Source organism: Bifidobacterium sp. KRGSERBCFTRI, from assembly GCF_025908335.1.
This window is the reverse complement of record NZ_CP109653.1, coordinates 2488459-2507732: the sequence shown is the minus strand read 5'-3', so window position 1 is coordinate 2507732 and position 19274 is coordinate 2488459. Positions and strand designations below refer to the sequence as shown.

Annotated in this window: 16 protein-coding genes, 1 tRNA gene and 1 riboswitch; of the genes, 7 read left to right on the top strand and 10 right to left on the bottom strand. The window is 61.7% G+C overall.

The window, feature by feature from the left end:
* Positions 1-2: 2 nt before the first annotated feature.
* Positions 3-76: transfer RNA gene (locus OGI63_RS10855), tRNA-Val, on the bottom strand.
* A 234-nt stretch (positions 77-310) separates the two neighbouring features.
* On the opposite strand from OGI63_RS10855, the gene OGI63_RS10850 reads away from it, so the two are divergent.
* The 7 genes from OGI63_RS10850 to OGI63_RS10820 all read left to right on the top strand — a co-directional run bounded on the left by OGI63_RS10850 (position 311) and on the right by OGI63_RS10820 (position 8120).
* The gene (locus tag OGI63_RS10850; RefSeq protein WP_004218576.1) at positions 311-1912 is read left to right on the top strand and encodes a DivIVA domain-containing protein; all 1602 of its coding nucleotides are present in this window, start codon (positions 311-313) and stop codon (positions 1910-1912) included.
* A 52-nt stretch (positions 1913-1964) separates the two neighbouring features.
* Positions 1965-3155, top strand: a complete 1191-nt coding sequence (gene dxr, locus OGI63_RS10845; protein WP_004218577.1) for a 1-deoxy-D-xylulose-5-phosphate reductoisomerase — start codon at positions 1965-1967, stop codon at positions 3153-3155.
* A 120-nt stretch (positions 3156-3275) separates the two neighbouring features.
* On the top strand, positions 3276-4478 hold the full coding sequence (gene ispG, locus OGI63_RS10840; RefSeq protein ID WP_004218578.1) for a flavodoxin-dependent (E)-4-hydroxy-3-methylbut-2-enyl-diphosphate synthase: 1203 nt from the start codon (positions 3276-3278) through the stop codon (positions 4476-4478).
* Between the two features lie 15 nt (positions 4479-4493).
* On the top strand, positions 4494-6212 hold the full coding sequence (locus OGI63_RS10835; RefSeq protein ID WP_004218579.1) for an alpha/beta hydrolase family protein: 1719 nt from the start codon (positions 4494-4496) through the stop codon (positions 6210-6212).
* Between the two features lie 12 nt (positions 6213-6224).
* Positions 6225-6944, top strand: a complete 720-nt coding sequence (recO, locus tag OGI63_RS10830) for a DNA repair protein RecO (protein WP_004218580.1) — start codon at positions 6225-6227, stop codon at positions 6942-6944.
* Positions 6945-6948: 4 nt separating this feature from the next.
* Positions 6949-7740 carry an isoprenyl transferase gene (locus tag OGI63_RS10825; RefSeq protein WP_004269211.1) on the top strand — a complete coding sequence of 264 codons (792 nt, stop codon included), beginning with the start codon at positions 6949-6951 and terminating at the stop codon, positions 7738-7740.
* Between the two features lie 206 nt (positions 7741-7946).
* The gene (locus OGI63_RS10820) at positions 7947-8120 is read left to right on the top strand and encodes a hypothetical protein (protein WP_004218582.1); all 174 of its coding nucleotides are present in this window, start codon (positions 7947-7949) and stop codon (positions 8118-8120) included.
* Positions 8121-8125: 5 nt separating this feature from the next.
* On the opposite strand, the gene OGI63_RS10815 is transcribed toward OGI63_RS10820, so the two are convergent.
* The 9 genes from OGI63_RS10815 to OGI63_RS10775 form a co-directional block, all read right to left on the bottom strand.
* A complete protein-coding gene (locus tag OGI63_RS10815; protein ID WP_004218583.1) occupies positions 8126-9361 on the bottom strand; it encodes a nucleoside hydrolase in 1236 nt (411 codons plus the stop codon).
* A 51-nt stretch (positions 9362-9412) separates the two neighbouring features.
* Positions 9413-10495, bottom strand: coding sequence for an ABC transporter substrate-binding protein (locus OGI63_RS10810; RefSeq protein WP_004218585.1), 1083 nt, complete (start codon positions 10493-10495; stop codon positions 9413-9415).
* A 44-nt stretch (positions 10496-10539) separates the two neighbouring features.
* Positions 10540-11352, bottom strand: a complete 813-nt coding sequence (locus OGI63_RS10805; protein ID WP_004269208.1) for an ABC transporter permease — start codon at positions 11350-11352, stop codon at positions 10540-10542.
* 218 nt (positions 11353-11570) lie between these two features.
* Entirely contained in the window at positions 11571-13169 is a 1599-nt protein-coding gene (locus OGI63_RS10800) for a glycoside hydrolase family 32 protein (protein WP_004218587.1), read from the bottom strand.
* Positions 13170-13419: 250 nt separating this feature from the next.
* Complete coding sequence (locus tag OGI63_RS10795; protein ID WP_004218589.1) at positions 13420-14745, bottom strand: MFS transporter; 1326 nt, start codon at positions 14743-14745, stop codon at positions 13420-13422.
* A 297-nt stretch (positions 14746-15042) separates the two neighbouring features.
* Entirely contained in the window at positions 15043-16101 is a 1059-nt protein-coding gene (locus OGI63_RS10790) for a LacI family DNA-binding transcriptional regulator (RefSeq protein WP_004218590.1), read from the bottom strand.
* Positions 16102-16174: 73 nt separating this feature from the next.
* Entirely contained in the window at positions 16175-16543 is a 369-nt protein-coding gene (locus OGI63_RS10785) for an MTH1187 family thiamine-binding protein (protein ID WP_004218591.1), read from the bottom strand.
* A gap of 88 nt (positions 16544-16631) precedes the next feature.
* Positions 16632-18182 (bottom strand): bifunctional hydroxymethylpyrimidine kinase/phosphomethylpyrimidine kinase, encoded by a 1551-nt coding sequence (gene thiD / locus OGI63_RS14280; protein WP_004218592.1) that lies wholly within the window; start codon positions 18180-18182, stop codon positions 16632-16634.
* Between the two features lie 52 nt (positions 18183-18234).
* Complete coding sequence (locus OGI63_RS10775; protein ID WP_004218593.1) at positions 18235-19146, bottom strand: hydroxyethylthiazole kinase; 912 nt, start codon at positions 19144-19146, stop codon at positions 18235-18237.
* Positions 19135-19235, bottom strand: a riboswitch (TPP riboswitch). (Overlaps the previous gene by 12 nt.)
* Positions 19236-19274: the final 39 nt, after the last annotated feature.

Genomic DNA, 19274 nt, shown 5'->3' with positions numbered 1-19274 from the left:
CGTGGGCGATAAGGGACTCGAACCCCTGACATCCACCGTGTAAAGGTGGCGCTCTAACCAACTGAGCTAATCGCCCGCAACAGACCACTATACAGGAGGGGTGGAAGAGTCGTGGCAGATGCGACGACTCGGATGCGGCATGTACGCCAACCGACTAGAATCGTCAAAGACAGGCGGTCGCGATGGCGGCATACGCAACCGCGAGCGTAATGGGTCTGTGAGCGAACGTATTCTTGAGCTAGGTTTGTAGTTCGTCGGGCTGCATGGCATGCCCAGACAGCCCACGGCACACAGTATGGAAGGAACGTCGATGGCGCAGGAACAGGAATCGAGCAGCACATCCACCAGCATTCCCCGCGTTGGAAAGCATTCCAGGGGGTATGATCCACGTCAGGTGGATGCCTTCGTGGCCCAGGCCCATCGACTCTATGACGAAGGCGATCCCTCGCTCACCTTGGCCGGCATTCAGAATGCCTCGTTCGCCATGGTGAAGGGCGGGTATGTGCCGGCGAATGTGGATGCCATGCTCGACCGTCTGAAAAGCGCGTTGTGTGACAAGCAGACGCTTGCCGAGATCAGCGAGCTCGGGCGGGTGGCCTGGAAAGCGCAGATGGAGGAGTCGCTGCGCGAATTGCAGCGCCATGCAGACCGTGACCACGGTGCCCGATTCGCCTCCGGTCAGCACAAGATGCTCTCATACAAGCGCAAACAGGTCGACCAACTCATCGATGACATCATGGACAAGGCGGCCTATGAGCTGTCCGAGGTGACAACCGACGGAACACATCCGGCGGTGGGCAACGACCCCTACCCGAATCTCAATGCAAAGGCCATAGAGAATGCGGCATTCACCGTGGTGAAAGGGCCGCGCGGCTATGACCAGCGACAGGTGGACTATTATCTGGCAACCTGTGCGGATCTGCTCGGCCGGCTGGAATCCTACCAGCGCCTCAATGAGAACGGCAGCATCCCGGCATCCGGCACGGTGGAACGCCCGGCATCGGCGGCACCGGTGAACGGAGTCAAGCCATTGTTCGCCAATGTGCCGCAGACGCAGGGAGATGAGCCGGAGAATCCGGCGACATCCCCAAGCATCGCAGCCGACGGCTCCAATGCGCCGGTTCAGGCAACCATGGGGCAGGCGGATTCCACGCAAGGCAGTTTCGACGAACTCCATGCTCAGGAGGAGGCGATTTTCAACGCAGGCACCGCTGCCCCATCGCCGGTGATTCCGCCGGCCACCATCAGCCAGATGCCTGCCGCGCCGGTCGCGGCAGCTGCCTTGCCGTTCTCCGAGGACTCCGCGCCAACCGAGACGATTGCCCCGGTGGTGGAGGATCACGACACGCCATCCGCAAGCACATTGGGTCCGGGAACGCATAGTGCCTCGCATGCCTCCCTTTCGTCCATACAGCCGATCACACCGGCACCGCGGACCATTCCGTCGTATGAAAGGGCGGTGGCCGCACAGACGCCATCCACTCCCGCCACCCAGACCCCGAGCGATTCGAATGCATCGGATGACAAAGCCGACAATGCCGAGACGGTTGCACCGACACAGATGAAACCGTTCGTCGCCGAGCAGCCACAGACCTCCGAAACGTTGTCGTCGTTGGCATCGATGGTGCATGAGACCTCGAGCATTCCGCAGAGCTCAAGCTCCTTGGACGAGGCCAAGTCAATCTTCGACACGCTGTCGGTGCCGAAGCTCACCAGCGTATCGATTCCCGACCTGCCAATGCCGTCATCGGCCCACACCTCAACGGAATCCACTGATCAGTCGCAGAATTCGGTGGAAACGAACGACGACGCCGTGCGACGCTATATTCGTGAGAGCCAGATGAACATCGACATCCCCGATCTTGCGTTCCCCGATGCGCCGTCGGGACGTGACTCGGCCCCGAGGCAGTGAATCAGCGGGCACATATTCACACAAGGATTGAAATCTGAGGGTAGAACGCTCAATGGAAGCAGAGCATCAACGAGTCATCATTCTGGGATCCACCGGTTCAATAGGCACCCAGGCACTTGACGTGATCAACCGCCATAGAGATCGGTTCGAGGTGGCCGGTCTGGCTGCCGGAGGCTCACATGTGGAGCTGCTGGCCGAACAGGCCGCCTCGTTCCATGTACCGCTTGTGGTGGTGTCGAACCCGCAGGCCGAGGAGCCGCTTCGGCAGGCATTGGACGCCAAGGGCGCCCACGCCACCCAGATTCGCAGTGGGCAGGACGAGGTGGTGGCACTGGCCGGTGCCGGGGCTTCCGTGGTGCTCAATGGCATCACCGGATCCATAGGGCTCGAACCGTCGATTGCCGCGTTGCAGGCCGATTCCCAGCTCGCCCTGGCCAACAAGGAATCGGTGGTGGCCGGCGGCCACCTCCTGTTCGATGCGCAGACACGTGAACACCAGATCAATCCGGTGGATTCGGAGCATTCGGCCATTTGGCAGAGCCTGCGCGCAGGTACGCACGCCGAGGTCTCCAAACTCATCGTCACTGCCTCGGGCGGCCCGTTCCGTGGTTGGACACGAGAGCAGATGGAATCCGTCACCCCGCAGCAGGCGCTGAACCACCCGACGTGGAACATGGGGCCGGTGGTCACCATCAACTCCTCGACGCTCATGAACAAAGGCCTCGAAGTGATCGAGGCGAGCAGACTGTTCGACGTGGCCGCCGACAACATCGAAGTCACCGTGCACCCGCAATCCATCGTCCACTCGATGGTCGAATTCTGCGATGGCGCCACGATCAGCCAGGCATCGCCGCCCGACATGCGGCTGCCTATCGCCTTGGGACTCTCCGCCCCGGTGCGTCTCGATGACGTGGCACGCGGATGCGACTGGACGAAAGCCTCGGAATGGACGTTCGAGCCTCTCGACAACGATGCGTTCCCGGCGGTGAATCTTGCCCGGCAATGCTTGAAAGCCTCCGAGAAACACACTACGGTGTTGAATGCGGCCAACGAGCAGGCGGTGCACGCCTTCCTTGACGGCAGGCTGGCCTATCTCGACATTGTGCCGAGCGTGGCTGAGACGATCGAACAGATGGATGCGCAGCTGAGCGCGAATCCGCTGTTCGAATCGGTGGCCGAAGTCGAGGAGCTCGAGAGGGAGGCACGCGTGCGCGCCAACGAGATCATCGCCGCCAAAGGATAGTCTTTCGACATCCGAGCAGGCGATAGTCTGCATACACAAGACACAACACACCAGACACAGAACACGCGGGATCTGGCGCGGGCATGCCGTGCAGTACCGCAGAAAGAGTTCCAAACAGGTATGAGTGAGCCAACGTTCCGTAAGACAGGTGAGGCGGCGGTGAGCGAGAGCCCGCTGCATGCGCGCCGCAAGTCACGCCGCATCATGGTGGGGCCGGTGCCGGTCGGCGGGGGAGCGCCGATCTCCGTGCAGTCCATGACCAACACGAAGACCTCCGATGTCGGTGCCACACTCCAGCAGATCGCCGAACTCACAGCGGCGGGCTGCGATATTGTGCGCGTGGCGGTGCCGAATCAGGAGGATGCCGATGCGTTGCCGAAGATCGTGGCGAAATCGCCGATTCCGGTGATCGCCGACATCCACTTCCAGAGCAAGTACGTGTTCGAGGCGATCGACGCAGGTTGCGCGGCAGTGCGCGTGAACCCGGGCAACATTCGCAAATTCGACGAGGTGGGTCCGCAGATCTGCAAGGCGGCCACAGACGCCGGCATCTCGCTGCGCATCGGGGTCAACGCCGGTTCGCTCGACAAGGAGCTCTACGCCAAGTACGGCGGCCCCACGCCTGAGGCGCTCGTGGCGTCCGCCCTCAAGGAAGCGCGCATGTTCGAAGATGTGGGTTTCCACGACTTCAAGATCTCGGTCAAGCACCACGACCCGGTCACCATGGTGGAGACCTACCGACTGCTCGCCTCCAAAGGAGACTGGCCGCTGCACCTGGGAGTCACCGAGGCAGGGCCGGCCTGGCAGGGCACCATCAAGTCTTGCGTGGCATTCGGTGCGCTGCTCGCCGAAGGCATCGGCGACACGATTCGCGTCTCGCTCTCCGCGCCTCCTGTCGAGGAGGTGAAAGTGGGCTGCAAGATCCTGGAATACCTCGGTCTGCGACCGCGCAAGTTCGACATCATCAGCTGCCCGAGCTGCGGGCGTGCGCAGGTGGATGTGATCCAGCTCGCGAACGCCGTCACGGAGGGGCTCAAAGGCATCACCGCGCCGATTCGCGTAGCCGTGATGGGCTGCATAGTCAACGGTCCGGGCGAAGCGCGGGAGGCTGATCTCGGCGTGGCGTCCGGCAATGGCAAGGGACGCATCTTCATCAAGGGAGAGGTGGTCGAGACCGTGCCGGAAGACAGAATCGTGGAGACGCTGCTCAAATACGCCCATGAGATTGCAGCCACCATGGGCGAGAATGAGGATGGCATGGGCACCGGCCCCGTCGTCATGCCGCTGACCGGCGAGAATCTGCACCGGAAGCCAACCGCGTAGAAGCTGTGCCCGCCGATGCGCGGGGAACAGGAAACCGACAAATCGATAGGATTCAGCGTGTCCAAAGCTCACGAAATACCGGAGCGGCAGGGCTTCAGCCGCACACGTCGGCTCATGATCACACTGCCGATCTTTATCATTCTGCTCGGCGTGCTCGTCATGGCGTCGAACTACACGCGACTGCCGGCAGACAACACGCCCACCGGACAGACGTTCGCCACGCTGTCGCCGAACACCGAGGTCACCTTCGATACACGTGAGCAACTGCCCAAACAAGGTGCTTACAAGGTGCATGAATGGCATCAGGCAATCGATGCGAAACAGCCGAGCACCGGCGACGTGCAGCGCATCAACATCAACTTCCGGGAGCCCGAAGGTGCCGGAGACAATCTGCCGGCGGTGATGTTCTTCCACGGCGCGGGCTACGGCACATGTGACAATTCGTTCGGCGACATCGCCACGGCAATGTCATCCGCCGGCTTCGTCACAGCGGTCATAGACAAGCCGGTGTGGAACACGAACGACACGACCCGTGACTATGAGGGCTCCGCGGTGATCTACGAGCAGGTCATCAACATGATGCGCGGATTCAGGAACGTGAATCCGAAGGGCGTGGGACTCTATGCGACGTCCGAAGGCGCGTGGATTGCGTCATACGTAGTGCAACGGGACGAGCAGGTCGCCTTCCAGGTGCTGCTTTCGCCCATGGTGTTCTCCGCCCGGCACGCACTCGCATTCCTCGCCGTGCAGGACTTCGCCCTTGTCGGCGCGAACGAGGGGTACCAGTCGATAGTGCGCCGCGTGTTCTCGCTCGACCTGCCGGCCCTGGGATTGACGAACGCCGACCTCAACACATCGGTGCCGGCCGCCTACCGCATTCCCACCCTCGTGGCCTATGGGGCGAAGGACGTGATGACCGCACAGGTACAGGGCTTCAAAGACATTCTCGAACAGGCACACAAAGCCGGCAATTACAATGTGACGCTGCGCAGCTACCCGATTGCGAACCATGTGCTGCGTTTGGGAGACGAGGCGATGGAGAACACGCCGTTCGCCGACGATTACATGCGCGACACGGTGTCGTGGGTGGCCGGCACCTCGCGGGGCCTCACACAGACAAGCGAGCCCGTTGCAGGAACACCGCTCTACCAGTCGATCGCAGTGCCGCTGGAACTGCATTCACGTCCTGCGATGACGTGGTATGGCATTGTGGTGATGGGGCTGAACCTCATCATGATGCTCGTATCGGCCGTTCTGCTCGTGGTCACCCTCATACGCGCGATCATGCGTCGAGTGCGCCACCAGTCACATGGCATGGGCATGCGCAAACCGTTTGCACGCGCGCTGAGATTCACCGCGATAATGACGGCGGCTGCCGGTCTGCTCTTCCTGGGCGGTTTCGCGGAAGTGGTGATCGCCGTCGTGCAATTGGCGTGGGGCAAGGCTCCCGATTCTAGTGCCGGCATGATGTACTGGAGCTGGCCCGTCACCCAGTTCGCCTGCGTTCTCGTGCTGTGGGCATGGGCGTCGATGATAGAGCGAATCATTGAGATCTGGTCGCAGCGGGGACTGTTGCAATGGCCTATGAATCGCGACGCGTGGCGTGCGCTCGTGCACAACGACGATCCGATCATCGCGACCAGCAGATTCGGCCGCGTGTTCTTCTGGATCCTCACCATCACGCTGATCTCGATGCTGCTGTGCTTCTCCTTCTGGGGATTGTTCAGGTTCTAGGGAGCCGGCTGCATGGCATTGTACAGGGACGAGGCCGTGGTGCTGCGCACCGCCAAGCTCGGCGAGGCCGATCGCATCATCACATTGCTTACCCGCGACCACGGCAAGGTGCGTGCGGTGGCGAAAGGCGTGCGTCGCACGAAATCGAGATTCGGGGCGCGCTTGGAGCCGTTCATGCGCGTCGATCTGCTGCTGGGTGAGGGGCGCACCTTCGACAGCGTGCGGCAGGCGGAATCCATAAGTGCGTATGCCGGCGGCATCACGGGAGATTATGCCACCTACACTGCGGCCAGTGCGATGTGCGAGACCGCGGCCGATCTGCTCCCCGCCGAGCACGAGCCCGCGGCAGCGCAATACCGCCTGCTCATCGCCGCATTGGGCGCATTGAGCAGGCATCTGCATGACCCTCAGGCCATTGCACTGTCGTATATTCTGCGCGCAATGTCATTGGCCGGCTGGACCATTCGCCTCGACTCGTGCGTGGTGTGCGGCAGTCAGGACGTGGAGTTCTTCTCGGCTTCGGCAGGCGGCGCAATGTGCCCGAATGACCACACGCCAGATGCCGTGCGCGTGCCGGTGCATGTGTTCGACCAGTTGCGGGCGCTCGAACAGGGGGATTGGCCGCAGCTCGACATGCTGCAGACGCCCGACCCGCGGTGCGAGAACATCGTTCGCGAATGGGCGCAATACTACCTTGAGCGGCCGATTCGTTCTCTGCGCTTGCTAGATTAGAACCATGGCTTTTGATGCAGTGGACTACAAATCCTTGAGCGTGCCGGCCGCGCCGTTCTCCGACCCCACGATTATCCCGGATTTCCCGAAGAACAAGGTTCCCCGTCATGTCGGCGTGATCATGGATGGCAACGGACGCTGGGCGCAGCAACGCGGTCTCATTCGCACGGACGGCCATCAGGCCGCCGAACCGGTGGTGTTCGACACAATCGCCGGCGCAATCGAGGCCGGCGTGCGCTACTTGAGCCTGTACACGTTCTCCACCGAGAATTGGAAGCGCTCGCCGCAGGAGGTGCGCTTCCTCATGGGGTTCTCGCGTGACATCATCCACCGCCGCGTGGCGCAGATGGACGAATGGGGCGTTCGTGTACGCTGGTCGGGGCGCAGGCCGAAGCTGTGGAAATCCGTCATCGACGAGCTCGAGGTGGCCATGGAGCGCACCAAGCGCAACAAGGTGATCGATGTCGTGTTCTGCATCAACTACGGCGGCCGTGCCGAAATCGCCGACGCCGCCGCAGCAATCGCACGCGAGGTGCGCGATGGCAGGATCAAAGGCGACCGCGTCACCGAGAAGATGATCTCCGAACATCTGTACAATCCCGATATTCCGGACTGCGACCTGGTGATCCGCACCTCCGGCGAGCAGCGCACAAGCAACTTCCTGCCGTGGGAGGCCGCCTATGCCGAACTCGACTTCGTGCCCGAGCTGTTCCCGGATTGTGGCCGCGTAGTGCTGTGGGGTTCCATCGACCGCTATATTCACCGCGACCGTCGTTTCGGCGGCGTCAAGAAATAGAACGCGGCTTTCGCATGCCCTTGCAAGCGAATCGGGACTGCTATTCGGCCACTTGCTCTGTTTCAATTTGGATCTGCCAGTGAGATAAAGCAAGTGGCCGTTACTTGATTTGTCTCGCTGGGAGTGCATGCCCGGGACAAAGCAAGCGGCTGTTATTTGGTTTATTCGCTCACACGGTGGGCAACGAGAAATATGTGAATGTTCAGATGACCGGCGGGGACTCGGTGGAGCAGATTGTCGACGCCGAACGCGAGCGCGAACGGCTGCTGTTGCGCAGCGGGGTCGACCGGATCGTCCGCTTCCGTGTTCGCGAGACCTATGATTGCGCACGGTTCATTCGCAAGCTGCTCGAAGCCGGAGTGCCATTGCGCAAGCTTTAGGAATGTCACCGTAGCGAGGTGAGCAGATTCGCAATGTCGCCCGTGAACCGCGCGAGGAAACGTTCGCGGTCGACGCCCACGGCCACATGCGTGGGGCATAAGGAAGCATCGATGAATCCCTGCGGATTGCCGATGGTGCGGCCGCGCACGCCGGTGCCGTCGCCGCTTCTCGTCTCCACACACATGGGCAGGTCGAGCGTGCCGACGAGCGTCGCATCGAGCGCCACCGCAGCGGCCAACGGATCGTGCAACGGCATGCCGGCGGCGAAGATCGGCTCGCTGGCCGCGTTCGCGCGAATGGAGAACTCCGCAATCGCAGTGAGGAACCGTGAGGCCTCGGTATGCGCCGCGTTCCAAGGGGTGATGTCGGAGGAACCCAGCAGGCAGCGGTGGGTGACGTCGAGCCCGACCATCGTCACGTCCGCGCCACTGCGCAGCACGCGATCTGCGGCTTCCGGATCCTGGATCATGTTCGTTTCGCAGACGAGGTCGTAGCAATTCCCTTCCTGCGTGAGGGTGCCGCCCATGAACACGATGCGCGCCTGCCGCACCGCCTCCGGGTCGAGTGTGAGCGCGGTGTCGATGTCGGTGAGCGGCCCGGTGACGAGGATCGTGAGGTCGGGGCCGAATGCGCGGGCGGCGTCAACGATCATGCGCGCACCGGCGGTGGCCTGCGAGCAGCTCTCCTGCGGGAATTCGAGTTTCTCGGGAGTGGGGGTGTGCGCAGACCCGCTGGGAATCGTGAGTTCTGGCATCGTGGGCAGATCGGCGTGCTTCTCGCCCACTTGGTAACCTCCTACCGAGATCGCAGTGCCGCACTCGGTGAGGTTGCGAATCTGTGGTGCGGTGAGTGTGACGAGTCCATTCGCGTCACTGGCGAGCGTCTCGCCGGGCGTAGTCGGCGTGAAGTCGGCATTGTCGCCGTCGCCGGTGCTGACATCTCCCAGACCATCGCTGCCGTGGAATTGCGCGCAACCGGCGTCGGCGATGAAATACGGTGCCCATGAGGGATGCCTTGCGCCGTCGAACACCGGTATATCCGAGCGCCCGAGCAGACTCAGCACAGCGCGGGTGTTGCGCGCCGCCGGTTGCTCGAGCACGTTGCCGTAGCTGGCGCTCACGCCATGCAGTCGGACGTTCGGCTGTGCGAGAAGCAACGCCAATGCGAGCGCGTCGTCGATGCCGGTGTCCATGCTCGCCACGATGTGGTGTATGTCGGTCTGTGGATTCGTCATGCCCATGTCTGTGTGCCTTGTTGCTGTGTGCGGTTGCTGCGCGTTGCCGTCGTGCCGCTAGTTCGCCTGTTTCAGGAATTCGTCGGTGGCGAGGTCCTTCGACTGCGGCGCTGCGTGCACCACACGTCCGTCCGCGTCCGTGTACGCGTCGGATTGCGCGAGGAAGTCGAAGTACGCCTGTGTGCCTTGGTAATCCGCCAATCCGAACGTCTGCTTGCCGGAGATGATCTGTTCGCGATCGCCCCAGTACTGCCCGTCGATGATTGTCTTCATTGACTCGCGCACGAATTCAGGGTCGAGATTCGCCTCGGGTGCCTCCTTGACGAGAATGTCGGCAGCTTCGTCGCCATGGTCATACGCATACTCGTAGCCGCGTTGCGTCGCCTGCACGAAGCGTTTCACGAGGTCGGGATTCTGCGCGATGAGTCTGTCGCTGGTGATGATGCCGATTGAATCCGCGTTGCCGGGCACGCCGTATTCCGGTTCGGTGAAGCAGTTGAGTTTCGGTCCGTTGAGCTTGGCCTGCACGCCTTCCCAGGTGGAGTAGAAGCCGCCGAAGTCGGCGCGGCCGGATTCGAGTGTCTGGAACGTGGAGGTGCCCACCGTCACCTTGTCGAAGTTGCCTTTGCCCCCGTCGTGCTGGATCATGCGGCGCACCACGGCGTCGGACTCGCTTGATCCGAAGGTGGCGAACGTCTTGCCGTCGAGGTCGCGTGGTCGTGTGATGGATGCATTCGAGGCCAGCGCGCACCAGATCGCGCTCGTCTTCTGCTGAATCTGCATCACCTGCCGGAGTTCTGTTCCTTTGGTGGAGTAGGTGCTCACGTTGGTGAGATTGGAGAGCGCGAAATCCGCGACGCCGTTGTTCACCGCCTGCTCGGCGCCGGATTGTGCGACGGCGACGATGTTCACGTCGAGCCCTGCCTGCCGGTAGTACCCTTTGTTCTTCGCCACATAGACGCCGATGTGGTTGGTGTCGGGCGCCCACGACAGCATGAATGTGACCTTCGTGAGGCCGTCATCGCCGCCGTTCGCGCTGCTTGTGGAACCGCACGCCGTGACTGCGAATATGGTGGGCAGGGCGGCGAGCATGGCGATGATGCGAGTGAGATGTCGGTGAATATGGCGGGGGGATTTCATATGGTCACTTTCGAATTGGTGCTCGGATTTGCAGATTTGTGGATTCACTGGGCGTCCGGGTCGTCGTCGTCGGCCGGCGCGCCGATGGTGAGTCGCTCGACGGCGTGCACGGCGAGCAGCAGCAAGCCGGTCATGATGATGATCACGAAGGTCGCGGCGAAGATGCGCGGGGTCTGGAAGGAATTGTAGGCGGCCTGCAGCCAGATTCCCAGACCGCTGCGTGCGCCGAGGTACTCGGCGGTGGCGGCAGTGGCGAACACATAGGCGGCGCTCACGCGTACGCCGCCGAAGATCTGGCGCGCGGCCACCCGCAGATCCACATGGAACAGTGTCCATGCGCGCGAGGCGCCACAGGTCATCGCCACGTCGTCATAGAAGGCGGGGACGGCAGCCAGTCCTCGCATGGTCTGCACGACAATGGGGAAGATGGCGAACACGGCGACAATGACGATCTTGCCCACCGGTTCGAATCCGAACCAGATGAGAAACAGCGGGGCTATTGAGATGAGCGGCAGCGTCTGGGCCGCGGTGAGCAGCGGGAACAGTGCCGCATATGCGGTACGGGAGCAGTGTATGCCTATGCCGAGGAGCACGCCGAGCACGCAGGCTATGGCGAATCCGCACACGCCCTCGATGAACGTCATGCAGGTGGCTGGCCAGAGGGTGGGCCACGAGATGATAGCCGAGCGGACGATCTGCGTGGGGGAGGAGACCATCGTGACGGGCGGATGGGCCGCATCAACCCAGACCTGCCAGATGAGCAGCAGTGCCACGACGGTGACGACGGTGGGCCAATGCCTCCACGCTTGCCGGCGCGGGCGGTCCGTGTGATTGCGCAATGAGCTGTGAAAAGCCATGGCACCTTACTTTCTGCGCATGTCGCGCTGTGAGGCCGCCGGCTTCAGGCAGCAAGGTGAGGAGTCTACCGCCGAACGACCAGAAAAGTTAACTCTGCCATGCGTGTGCATGGCGACTGCAACAGTATAGGCCACCCTGTGGGCATGCGCTCACGAAGAACAGCGGCGGGGCACAAGCCGATGCCTGTGCCCCGCCGCTGGTACGGTGCTGCGTTTGTTCACTCGAGTCCGATGGACTTGAGCGAGTGCATGGTGAGGGTGTCGATGTGCGTGGTGCCGGATTCGCTCACGAGTTCGACGGCGCGTGCGCCATCGCCAGGGAACGAGTACGAGCTCATCGCATGCTTGCCGCCGTCGACGTAGACCTCGACGCATCCGCGGTCGATGAACACGCGCAAGTCAAGCGTATCGGCTGCGAGCTCGGTGTCGCTGAGCTTGGCCACCCGGTAGCCTTTGTCTCCGTTCGCCACGTTCTGCCGGTCGATGACGACGCCGCCGATCTGCGCGTCGAATACGATTGCCGTGTAGTGGCCGTCGCTTGTGGCATGCACATGCAGTCCGGCGCGTTCGGCGGTGGTTTTGTTCAGATCGAGTCTCATCTCGATTTCCAGGGCGCCGCCGTCATCGTCGAGGATCGTGGAGGTCTGGTTCGTACCAAGGTCGAGCGAGTCGAAGCCTATGGTATTCTCGCGCAGCCCCTCCATTTCGATGGTGGGGGCGGTGACCAGGTCACCGTCATCGCCCAGCGTGATCTCGCGGGGGAGGGTGAGGTTGCCGCACCAGCCGTCCTCCTCCATCGGGATGGGGGCGACGAACGGGCTCATCCAGCCGTACATGATCTGGCGCCCTTCGGTGTTGAACGACTGTGGTGCATAGAAGTTATGGCCTTCGTCCCACAGGCGGAACTCGGTCTCCGGCTTGAAGCTCTCGCCTGGCTTCCATGTGCCCACCATGTAGCCGGCATTGTTCACGTTGCGGTTCATGAAGCCATTTGGCTTGGCACCCATCGCGGAGAAGCCGATGACCCATTTCTCGTTGCCCCGCGCATCGCGGATCGGGAAGAAATCGGGGCATTCAAGCATGAACACGTTCGGATCCGGATGCTCGAACAGCACCCGATCGAAGCTCCAGTGCACCATGTCGCTCGACGTGTACAGCCACATCTGGCCACGATGCTCCTTCGACGAGACACCGAAGGTCATATACCAGGTGTCACCGGTCTTCCACACCTTCGGGTCGCGGAAGTGGTGGTCCACCTCGTCGGTGGGGCAGTCGATGATCATGCCCTCCTTCGTGAAGGTCTTCAGTTCGTCGTCGTTCGGCTTGGCGAGCATCTGCACCTGCCAGTCGCCTCCGGTGTTGTCCTTGCCGTTGGCCCAGCGGTGGCCGGTGTAGAAAATCCACGGCTTGCCGTCGTCGCCAATCACGGCGGAACCGGAGAACACACCGTGGCGTTCCTGTTCGAGGCTTGGCGCGAAGGCGATGGGTTCGCGGTGCCAGTCGACCATGTTGTCGGAGGAGACGTGGCCCCAATGCATCGGGCCCCACTGTGTGCCGTGGGGATGCAGCTGGTAGAACACGTGCCAGCGTCCGTTGTAGCGGCACAGGCCGTTCGGGTCGTTGATCCACCCGCCATTGGAGGCAATGTGGAACTTCGGGTACCAGCGGTCGTTGCGGGTGGTTTCCAGTGCCGACACGCCTGCTTCGGCGAGTGACAGCTGCTCGGCATGGTCCGAGATCGGCGTGAGCACAGGGTCGAGCGCCGGGTCGGGGGTCAGAATGCCGTTGGCGGGAATATTGGTGGGAAGGGTTGCCATCGTCGTTGTCCTTTCGGATTCGGCTGTCTGATTTCGTTTGCGTAATCGGAGACGTTTTCAGTCGACATCTGTCTCCTTGTACTCAGGATTGCAGGATGTATACGGGTTCGGAATCCGGGATTGAGGTTGTATTGCGTAAATAGGGACAGTTGGAGGCTGCCATTTGTCCCTATTTACGCAAATGAGGGGAGGGAGAGGAGACGCAGGGATATGAGAGAGATTGACGGGGGGGAGAGGTGCGGATGGGGCTTTACATATCCTCGGAATCCGCGGAGAGGATCGCCTCGTCGGTGGCGAGCGACGGCAGCTTCTTCGAATCGCGGATGAACGGATCGCCATCCACCTGCTCGTCGTCGCGCTTGATCACGAAGAATCCGTAGACGGTGGCAGCAAGCACGATGGCGGAGATCGTCAGGAACGTCGTGCGGTCGCCCATGCGGTCATGCAGCATGCCGAGCGGGGTGGAGAAGACGACCTGGCCGATCTGTGAGGCAATCTGGAAGCCGACCATGTAGAGCGTCGCGGAGAGCTTCGGATTGAAGTGGAGCGTGAAGTAGCGGAACGCCGGCAGGCAGAACAGCGGAACTTCAATGGCGTGGAACATTTTGACGATCGAGATGGACACCGGATCGTGGAAGATGCCGCACAGCCCGATGCGAAGGAACATCACCGTGGATCCGAGCAGCAACGCGTTGCGCACACCTACCTTGCGCATGATGATCGGCACGACGCCCATCATCGCGGATTCGCAGAACACCTGCACCGAGTTGAGCGTGCCGTAGACGGCGTTGCCGGTGGCCTCATTCGGGAAGAGCGAGGCGTAGTAGGTGGGGAACATCTGCTGGTCGAATACGGTGTAGAACGTGTTGGTGAGCAGCATGAACACGATGAGCACCCACAGCGTGGGCATCTTGAGCACGCCGAGCATGTCTTTGATGGTCGGGTTAGTTGGCGCGGCATTCGGATCGGCGGCTTCCTTGAGCGCTTCGCGCTGCTCGGCCGGATACCAGGTGAGGTACACGATGAGCATGCCCACGCCGAATGCGGAGCCGAGCCAGAAGTTGATCATCGGGTTGATGTTGAACACGAAGCCGGCGACAAGCGCCACAATGGCATAGCCGAAGGAACCCCATGCGCGGGATTGGCCGTACTCGAAGTTGAAACGGCGGCTGTACCGTTCGGTCACGGCCTCGATGAGCGAGCAGCCTGCCATGAAGCCCGCGGAGAGAACGACGGAGCCCACGAGTGCGGCGGCCATCATGTTCGTCCTCATCAGCGGCGCGTACACGAACTGCACGAAGGGTCCGACGAGTGCGGCGATCGCCGAGATGACGAGCACAAGACGGCGCTTGAGTCCGAGATTGTCCTGGATGAGGCCGTACCCGAACATGAGGATGAGCGTGGCCAGCGAGTTGATCGAATAGATCGTGCCCACTTCCGCGCCGTTGAGTCCCATCGAGTTGAGCCAGCGCTGGAAGAACGACCACCAGATGCCCCAGGAGCAGAAGAACAGGAAGATGCCGGTTGAGCTTTGCAGGTAGGAGGGGTTCCTCCACACCTTCGTGGTTGTTGCCATGATGTGAACCTCGTTGTCTGAGCCTAAGCTGCGTTGTATATGACGGCTCCCGCGCATTGCTCCGGTCTGTGCACCGTGTGTCCGTGTTGTGCGCAGGAGGGGGCAGGCCTCGATGGGTCTGCTAGGGGAGCACCATTCGCGTCGTCTGTGTCAGTTGTGGTGTTCCATATGTTCTCAGAATAGAGTGTAAATCGATTGACATCAAACGATTGACTTCTTCTCCATAAAACCACCATATTTCCTGAAGCCTTAATGTCAATCGTTTGACGAATTCTTTGCTGCCGCAGTGACCATGCGTCACGCGGTCGTCGGCGTGTCGCGCACCGATCCCTTCTCGATCAGCGTGCAGTGCACCTTCACCGGCGATGGCGTGTCAAGCAGAGGCATCACCGCGGTCGTATGGGGCCAATCGCCTTCATTGAGCGGGCGGTTCTCGATCATCGACACGAGCTTGTTCGCGGCCCAGTAGCCCATCTCGTAGTGGGGCAGTTCGATGGTGGTGAGTTGCGGCTCGAGTGTCTCGGCAAATACGCGATGGTTGTCCACGCCGACCACCGAGATGTCGCGTCCGACGGCCAGTCCATGTCGTGCCGCCGTCTCGTATACATACCAGGCGCGTGCGTCGTTGAAGCAGAAGAATCCGTTGGGCTGCTCGGTGTCGAATAACGCTTCCACGGCACGTAGTGCCGGCCCGTTGTTGAGCACGTCGCATTGCAGTCGTTCGTCGAAGCCCCTGCCGTGGTCCATCAGGGCCTGTCGGTAACCGGCGAGCCTGCCGGTCTGTGCCACCATGGGTTCGGCGCATCCCACATACGCTATGCGGGAGCATCCGGCTTCGATGAGTCTGGTGGTGGCGTCATAGCCGATGCGGAACTCGTCCGGTTCGATGGACGGGAAGCGATTGGTCTCCTCTGCGGCGTCGACGAGCACCAGAGGGAACTTGGCGAGTGATTTGGGCACCGTCATCACGCGGTTCGACATCGCGGAATACAGGAAGCCATCCACACCGTAGCGTTTCAGAGCGCGGATCTCGCTTTCCAGGGCCTGTTCGGTGTCTCCGTTCACGGTGAGGAGCATGTAGCCAAGCGAGCTCAAGGCGTCCTGTGCACCTTGGATCATACCGCCCGCATATGGCGTGGTGGCCACTTCGACGCTGATGAACCCGATCATATACGTCCGGTTGGTGCGTAGGGAGCGGGCCAGCACATTGGGCTGGTACCCCATTCGCTCTGCGGTTTCGCGTATGCGGTTCGCAAGCTGCGGATTGATGCGCCCCGAATCACGCCCATTGAGCACGAGCGAGACCGAGGAGACGGAGACTCCGGCCGCTTGTGCGATTTCCTTCATCGTCGTCATGATTCCACCTTATACGTCCTATGCCGAATATGCACATGACATACCGACGGCACACCCACATATTCCGTGCCGCTTACCGCTTGGTGAGTATCTCGTCCACGAGCTGCTGCTTTTCGCTGATCTGCCCTGAGAAGCCCGGGCGAATGTCGAGCTTGAGCGTCACGCCGGTGCGGTATCCCTGTTCGGCGAGTTTCACCGTGGCGTCGCGCACCGCTTTGAGCACATCGTCAAGGTTTCCCTCGATGTTCGTGAACATGGCGTTCGTCTCGTTCGGCAATCCGGATTCGCGGATCACCTCCACCGCTTCCGCCACGTATTCGCTCAGCTCGGCGCCGACACCGCTGGGGGCGATCGCCACTGCCGCCACCGTGTTGATGATCGGTTTGCCGTGCTCGTCCACGGGCACTTCCTGCCGCACCGCATTGCGATCAGGGCTGTTCATGTGTCTTCTCCTTTGTCGCAGGCGTGCGACCGGGCATGTCTGTTCATCGCTCAGCCACACAGCTATGGAATTTCAGATTGCCTTCTGCTCAGTGCATCGCCCAGGCATGGTCCATCGGACCGTGACCTTTGCCGAGGTTAAGATTCGCGCGCAGAGCTCCGCTCAGGTATGCCTTGGCGTCGCGTACGGCGTCTTCGAGGTCCTCGCCTTGGGCGAGATACGAGGCAATTGCGGACGACAGCGTGCAGCCGGTGCCGTGCGTGTTGTCGTTGGCGATGCGTTCCCCCTCGAACCACGTGACGGCACCGGTCGGGAATGCGAGCACGTCGTCGGCGTCCTTCACGCCATGGCCGCCTTTGACCAGCACGCAGGTGCCATAGTCCTTGGCGAGTTGGACGGCCGCGGTCTCCATGTCGGCCTGGTTGCCGATCGGCATCTGGGCCAGCACCTGTGCCTCAGGAATATTCGGGGTGATCACCGTGGCAATCGGGAAGAGACTGCTGATTTCCTCGGCGATTGTGTCGTCCGCGGCAAGACTCGACCCACTTGTGGCCACCATGACCGGGTCGACCACGATGTTCGTGGCCTGGTGGTCCCTGAGTTTGCGGGCGACGGTTTTCACAGATTCAACGCCCACGATGACGCCGATCTTCACGGCGGTGGGTCGAATATCGTCGAAAACCGAATCGATCTGGGCGCCCACGATGCTGGGGTCCACGGCGGCGATGGCCTGCACGCCGGTCGTGTTCTGCGCCGTGATGCCCGCCACCACGCATTCGCCGAATACATCATTGGCGAGCATCGTCTTGAGGTCGGCGGGAATGCCGGCACCGCCGGAGGAGTCGGTTGTGGCGATCGTGAGCACGGCCGGCAGCTTGGTTGCAGCAGGCTTGCGTCCGGTGTACCGGGGCTTCTCGTCGCCGCGAATGGCGGTCCAGTCATCGACCAGACGGCGAGTGGCCTGCTCCGGGTCGGTGGCGCCGGCAATGGCGGATACGACGAACCAGCCGTCGGCCTTCGTCTTGGCGAGCATGGGAATGTCGTCGGCTTTCACGCCACCGCCCACGATGAGCGGATACTTGCTCATCGTGCGCATTTCGTCGATGGAGGAGACGTTCAGCGTGGTGATATCGCCATTTTCGTCGACGATCATGCTCTCGGGCTTCGTGGCCGTCATGTGCAGTGGGCCGGCTCCTATGTAGTCGATGGTGCCTTCGGGCAGATGGTTGGCTTCGCGCACTTCGTCGACGGTTTTCGCCGACAGTCCAATGATCGCGTCAGGTCCAAGCAGCTTTCGTGCCACCACTGGATCGAGGTCGTCCTGACCTATGTGCACCCCGTCGACCTTGATGCCCTTGGCACGGGCCTCGAGCGCGGCATCGACCCGGTCGTCGACCACAAAGGCCACCGAGTGCTCCACGTGATGGCCTGCGATCTCTTCGGCGATGTCGTTCGCCAGGGAGACGATCTCGGCGACATCCTGGGTTTTGGCGCGCAGCTGGATGAAACTGGCGCCTCCGTCGAGGGCCTTGGCCACGACGTCGAGAATCGGCCGGTTGCCGCAATCGTCGGGGCCGACCACGAAATAGAAGCGCAGGTCGAAACGGTCGCGCATGGATGGGTATGGGAACGAGTTCATTGTGTCACCTGATTCGTTTGTTGTGTGCCGGCATGCCGTGCCATGGCAGATTCTAGGCCAAATAGAGCGGTGCGGAGGCGATTTCCTCCGGCGTAACGTTCCACAGAGCGTCGAGGAACGCGGTTTGGAACGATCCCGGCCCATGCGATGCTCGTTCGGCGGCTCCGGAAGATACGTTGTAGAGCATCGAGGCGGCCAGTGATGCCACCAGTGGATCGGCCACTGCAAGATAGGTGGCCGTGACACCCCCAAGCGAGCACCCGGCACCGGTGATCTTCGTCATCATCGCGCTTCCACCGGGAAGTCGGTAGACGAGTCGTCCGTCGGTGACGAGATCGACCTCGCCGGAGACCGCGACGGCCCCCGTGTGGGTGGGGGAGTGGAGCGCCAGATACGCCGCCAGATCGGTGGCCGCGGTGATGGCGGCATCCACACTGTCGGCGGCCTCCACGCCTGCGGGCCCATTGTGCTCATCCGTTCCGGCTGCATCGCCCAGTTGCCACATGTCGTGCAACACCAGTGCCTCCGATGCGTTGGCGCGGATGACGGTGGGAGGGTAATCCTTGAACCCCTTGAGGATCTCGGTGCGCGCGACGCCAACGCCGGCTGCCACCGGGTCGAGCACCCACTTGCAGCCATGGCGGCTCAGATGCTCCGAGATCTCCTGCAGTGCATCGCGGTAGAACGGCAGCAGCGTGCCCACGTTGATGTATGTGGCACCGCACGAAGAGGCCAACGAGGTCACATCGTTGGGAAGGAAGCTCATGGCGGCGGTGCCCCCCGCGGCGAGCTGCGCATTGGCCACCAGATTAATGGTGACGAAATTGGTGAATGACTGCGCAAGCGGGGTCTGCTCGCGAACATTCTGCGCCGCCTGGCGTATACGCTCACGAATGGGGTCGTCTGGTGCGACCTCGTGTAGATTGGATGTGTCGGAATTCGGCGTGGTCGACGCTGTGGTCATCTGTACTCCCTACTCTGGTGCTAGCCAACAGGTTCGAAGGGTTAGGCGCGAAGCCACTCTCAGCTCTATCAGCTCCCCTGACATGTGTATTCCAAACGTATTGAACACTCTCGACGCCTGCTGTGCTC

Bases quoted from the DNA above. Each gene is read 5' to 3' on its own strand.
- OGI63_RS10850 (WP_004218576.1), top strand. From the start codon at position 311: ATGGCGCAGGAACAGGAATCGAGCAGCACATCCACCAGCATTCCCCGC.
- dxr (WP_004218577.1), top strand. From the start codon at position 1,965: ATGGAAGCAGAGCATCAACGAGTCATCATTCTGGGATCCACCGGTTCA.
- ispG (WP_004218578.1), top strand. From the start codon at position 3,276: ATGAGTGAGCCAACGTTCCGTAAGACAGGTGAGGCGGCGGTGAGCGAG.
- OGI63_RS10835 (WP_004218579.1), top strand. From the start codon at position 4,494: ATGCGCGGGGAACAGGAAACCGACAAATCGATAGGATTCAGCGTGTCC.
- recO (WP_004218580.1), top strand. From the start codon at position 6,225: ATGGCATTGTACAGGGACGAGGCCGTGGTGCTGCGCACCGCCAAGCTC.
- OGI63_RS10825 (WP_004269211.1), top strand. From the start codon at position 6,949: ATGGCTTTTGATGCAGTGGACTACAAATCCTTGAGCGTGCCGGCCGCG.
- OGI63_RS10820 (WP_004218582.1), top strand. From the start codon at position 7,947: ATGACCGGCGGGGACTCGGTGGAGCAGATTGTCGACGCCGAACGCGAG.
- OGI63_RS10815 (WP_004218583.1), bottom strand. From the start codon at position 9,361: ATGGGCATGACGAATCCACAGACCGACATACACCACATCGTGGCGAGC.
- OGI63_RS10810 (WP_004218585.1), bottom strand. From the start codon at position 10,495: ATGAAATCCCCCCGCCATATTCACCGACATCTCACTCGCATCATCGCC.
- OGI63_RS10805 (WP_004269208.1), bottom strand. From the start codon at position 11,352: ATGGCTTTTCACAGCTCATTGCGCAATCACACGGACCGCCCGCGCCGG.
- OGI63_RS10800 (WP_004218587.1), bottom strand. From the start codon at position 13,169: ATGGCAACCCTTCCCACCAATATTCCCGCCAACGGCATTCTGACCCCC.
- OGI63_RS10795 (WP_004218589.1), bottom strand. From the start codon at position 14,745: ATGGCAACAACCACGAAGGTGTGGAGGAACCCCTCCTACCTGCAAAGC.
- OGI63_RS10790 (WP_004218590.1), bottom strand. From the start codon at position 16,101: ATGACGACGATGAAGGAAATCGCACAAGCGGCCGGAGTCTCCGTCTCC.
- OGI63_RS10785 (WP_004218591.1), bottom strand. From the start codon at position 16,543: ATGAACAGCCCTGATCGCAATGCGGTGCGGCAGGAAGTGCCCGTGGAC.
- thiD (WP_004218592.1), bottom strand. From the start codon at position 18,182: ATGAACTCGTTCCCATACCCATCCATGCGCGACCGTTTCGACCTGCGC.
- OGI63_RS10775 (WP_004218593.1), bottom strand. From the start codon at position 19,146: ATGACCACAGCGTCGACCACGCCGAATTCCGACACATCCAATCTACAC.